Source organism: Burkholderia sp. Ac-20392 (assembly GCF_017104585.1).
Taxonomy (GTDB): Bacteria; Pseudomonadota; Gammaproteobacteria; order Burkholderiales; family Burkholderiaceae; genus Burkholderia; species Burkholderia lata.
On the sequence record NZ_JAAGPB010000718.1, the window covers coordinates 1 to 3,027 of the forward strand.

General features: G+C 64.2%; 2 protein-coding genes. Both read right to left on the reverse strand.

Translation table 11 applies throughout. The features are described from left to right. On the reverse strand, positions 1 to 1,704 hold a 1,704-nt coding region (locus G3N99_RS37245), incomplete at its 3' end, for a penicillin-binding protein 2 (protein ID WP_206124865.1). Positions 1,705 to 2,122: 418 nt separating this feature from the next. Continuing rightward, positions 2,123 to 2,467: a DUF3564 family protein gene (locus G3N99_RS37250; protein WP_011355389.1), complete on the reverse strand. Its 345-nt coding sequence runs from the start codon at positions 2,465 to 2,467 to the stop codon at positions 2,123 to 2,125. Between the last annotated feature and the right edge of the window lie 560 nt (positions 2,468 to 3,027).

Consider the following 3,027-nt stretch of genomic DNA (forward strand, 5'->3'; position numbering starts at 1 on the left):
CAGCAACTGCAGCGAGCCGCTCGTGACCGACGCGAAGACCGGGCCGGCCACCGTGCCGCCGTAGTAGCCCTTGCCGCGCGGCTCGTCGATCATCACCGCGACGATCAGGCGCGGGTTGCTCATCGGCGCCATCCCGGCGAACAGTGCGCGGTACTTGCCCTTTGCATAGGTTGCGCCGATCTGCTTGCGCGCGGTCCCCGTCTTGCCGCCGATCCGGTAGCCGTCGACGCGCGCGCGGCGCCCCGTGCCGCCTTCGCCGACCGCCATCTCGAGCATCGAGCGGATCGATGCGGCCGTTTGCGCCGACGTCACGCGGTGGCCGCGATGCGCGTCGATCGTCTGCTGGTCGGTGCCGTTCTTCAGCAGCGACACCGGGTGCAGCGTGCCGTCGCCCGCATAGGCTGTGTAGGTTTGCGCGATCTGCAGCAGCGACATCGACAGGCCGTAGCCGTACGCCATCGTCGCCTGCTCGATCGGCCGCCAGCGCTTGTAGCCGCGCAGCCGGCCCGATGCGACGCCCGGGAACGTCAGTTCCGGCGCACGGCCGATCCCGTATTCCTGGTATTTGTTCCAGATCGTTTCGGCGGGCAGGTTCAGCGCGAGCTTCGCGAGTGCGACGTTGCTAGACTTCTGCAGCGCCTGCGAGACCGTCAGCGAGCCGTGGTTCGACGTGTCGTGGATCACGGCCGGGCCGATCTTGTAGGTGCCCGGCGACGTGTTGATGATCGTGTTCGGCGTGACCTTGCGCTCGTCGATCGACAGCGCGACGACGAGCGGCTTGATCGTCGAGCCGGGTTCGAACGTGTCGATCACCGCACGGTTGCGCAACTGCTGGCCGGTGAGGCGCGCGCGGTCGTTCGGGTCGAAGGTCGGGTAGTTCGCCAGCGCGAGGATCTCGCCGTTCTGCGCGTCCAGCACCACGACGCTGCCGGCCACCGCGTTGTTTTCAACCACGGCCGCCTTGAGCTGGCTGAACGCGAGCTGCTGGATGCGGCGGTCGATCGTCAGTTCGATCGTCGCGCCGTGCTGCGCAGGGACGAGCGGGCGCGTGTCCGACACGATGCGGCCGAGCCGGTCGCGGATCACCTCGCGCTGCCCGGACGTGCCGACCAGGCGTGCATTCGCCGCGAGTTCGACGCCTTCCTGGCCCTTGTCCTCGACGTTCGTGAAGCCGACCACGTGCGCGGCCGATTCGCCTTCCGGGTAGAAGCGCTTCGAATCGGCGATCTGCGTGATGCCGTCGATCGCGAGCTTGTCGAGCTTGCCCGCGGTGTCCGCGTCGACCTGCCGCTTGAGCAGTACGAAGGTTTTGTCGTTGCCGAGACGCCGCTTGACCTCGACGAGCGGCATGTCGAGCAGCTTCGAGATCTGCGGGTAGTCGGTGTCGGCGACCTGTTTCGGGTTCGCCCAGATTTCATAGGTCGACAGGCTGACGGCGAGCATCGCGCCGTTGCGGTCGACGATGCGCCCGCGCGTCGCGTCGAGCTCGATCGTGCGCTGGTAGCGCTTCTGGCCCTGGCCGACGTAGAACTCCTTGTTCGCGACCTGCACCCAGAAGGCGCGGCCGATCAGCGCGGCGAACGCGAGGAACACGATGATCACGATCAGCTTCGAGCGCCACATCGGCAGGCGCGATGCAAGCATCGGATTCTTGGTCGCGGCCGCGTACGGATCGGCGGGGTGGGTCTTCTTTTTCACGCTCATGCAATGGCCGGGTCGGGCCGCCGAAGGGCGGCTGGTCAGTCTGAATAATGCGATTGTAATAAATGAGTAATCGCCGTGTGGGGAAAGTGTGTTCCGGCCCCGAGAAAAACAGCTATTAACTGTCCGGTTGGGGTGAAAAAAGGGGGGAGGAAAGGCGGGGCGGAAGTGACACTTCACCGACGGAGCAGACGATGAAAGGCGGGCGATTCGCTGCGTATCGATCCGGGGGCGCGATCTGAAGTACGGCCGATGCGGGCCATCCCCGGAGTGCGATCAATTGACCGGCTTGCGGTTATTTCTTTAAGCCGGAAAATGAAAAGCGCCCCGAAATGGGGCGCCGTTAATACTGAATATCGAAATGAATATCGCTGAAACCGGAATAAACCCGAAAACCGCAGACGAATTACATCGATAATTTCTATCGGGCGACGGAAATGAATTCCCGGTATTCCGGCTCGCTCGTGCAACGATCGACGGCCTGCAGTCGCCACGCGCCGGGGTGATCGCCGGCGAGCACTGCGGGACCCTGTTCGCGCTGCGTTGCATCGAACGACAGCCCCTTCAACTGGCACACGGCATTCCCGCCGTCGGCCGCGCAGAGCGCCATTGCGCCCTCGACGTCGCGGACCTTGCCCCAGGTCGGCAGATCCATGCCCTGATGTGCCTCGCGCGACCACAGCCCCTCGTCGGTATCGACCCACAGTACCGCGAAGGAGTGCCGGGTTGCCGATTCGCTGCCATTAATCCGAATGGTGAGGCGCATTGTGATCGTCTCCTAAAAAAATGACACATTCGACCGTTTTGACTTGAACAGTCTAGATAGACTGGTGTGAAACGCAAGTGATAAACCGCAATAAATCCGTATTGAGTTCATTGCGATTTCAGATGGAACGACGTCTGACGATTCATGGTTATTCCGCCGGCGCGCGCAAACACGCGCGCACCGGCGATCGCGGTGCAGACGGGGGCTGAGTCGATCATCGAGACATGGGATGACAGGACCGCGAGGCGCGTCGATCTGTCGCGTGCGATCGGGTGCGGAAACCGGCCGATCCGAGGCCGTGCCGCGCCGTCGAAAGGCGGGCCGACCGGATGTTGCAGCGTTTTGACGGCGCGCCCGGTACGACAGACTCCGACAATCCCATACAAATCGGCACACTTTCACGAAACTTTCGGGACAGACTTGCCTGCGGTCGGGCCCCACACTGGGATCTTCCCGATCCAGTGCCGCGGACGCCCGTCCTCGGCGGCTGCCGCCGCCTCGTGCCAGAGACGCGATCGACGCGATCGCGGGCCGCACGCCCGATCGGGGCTGCCGGGGCG

What these genes read in the sequence shown, in the direction of transcription:
- G3N99_RS37250 (WP_011355389.1), bottom strand. Translation starts at nt 2,467, where the DNA reads ATGCGCCTCACCATTCGGATTAATGGCAGCGAATCGGCAACCCGGCAC.